We start from the raw sequence: 1,016 nt of genomic DNA, 5'->3' as shown, positions 1-1,016 counted from the left end.
GAAGGGCGGCCCGCCCGCTCCTCGTCGGCGCCGTCAACCACGCCCGCTGCCCAGCTCCTTGCGGCTGCCCGCCGGAAGCTGGGGGCGGCCACCGGGCGCGGGGGCGGAGGTCTGTTCGATCCGCAGGGCGAGCGCGGGACACCGCCGTACCGCCCGCTGTGCCCGCCCCCGCATATGCATCGGCACGACCGCGTCGGCCACCGAGGGGTAGCCGTCGGGGTTGAGCCGGATCAGCTCCGGGACGATGTCGGCGCAGAGCCCGTGCCCCTGGCAGAGCGTCCAGTCGATGAAGACCTTCTCGCCGCTCGGAACCGACTCCTCCGTGACCTCGTACCCGGGCATGGGCAACGGCAGCACTCCGGTCGTCTCCCGCCCGCAGCCGCCGTGGAGCACATGGGCGGCCAGATCGTCCGTGAAGGCGGACAGCGTCGAGGCGAAGAAGCGCGCCGAGCCGTCGGGGTGCTTGCAGGCTCCCCGGCCCCGTACGGCCTGGGTGACCTCGCGCAGGGCCTCCAGAGCGGCCGGGCCCCCGCCGTTCATGACGTCCGCCAGACCGCCGGCCGCCGCGGGCAGCCCCAGTTTGCAGGGGCCGCACTGACCGGCGGACTCGGCGGCGAGCCAGTTGGCCACCCGGAGCGCCTCCCCCAGCGGACAGGTCTCCGGCCCGATCGGAAGGATCGCGCCCGCGCCGAGCGAACCACCCACCGCGGCCAGTGACTCACGCGAGACGACTGCCTCGTGAACGGCCACCGAGTCGATCCAGTTGCCGTGATAGCCGCCGGTCAGCACACCCTGAGGGAGCGGCGGGGCGCCCGCCATCTGCAGGACGTACCGCAGTGGGACCCCTGTGGGGACCTCGACGACCATGGGGCGGGCGACCGCGCCAGAGATCGTCAGCATGACCGTGCCCGGCTCGGAGCCCGCGCCCGTATTGCTGAAGCGGTGGGCGCCGATCCGGGCGGCCACGGCGAGCTGCGCGAAGGTCTCCGCGTTGGACAGCATGGTCGGCGCGCCGC

1 protein-coding gene is annotated in these 1,016 nt (G+C 74.0%); it reads right to left on the bottom strand.

Annotation, left to right across the window (positions count from 1 at the left end; translation table 11 throughout):
* Positions 1-33: 33 nt before the first annotated feature.
* Positions 34-1,016: ferredoxin (locus tag ACWF94_RS41005; RefSeq protein ID WP_453500469.1), on the bottom strand; the 983-nt coding region annotated here is incomplete at its 5' end.

It is taken from the genome of Streptomyces sp. NPDC055078 (genome assembly GCF_053607985.1).
Note: the sequence above shows the minus strand (reverse complement) of the source record. Positions and strands in the feature narration are given on the sequence as shown.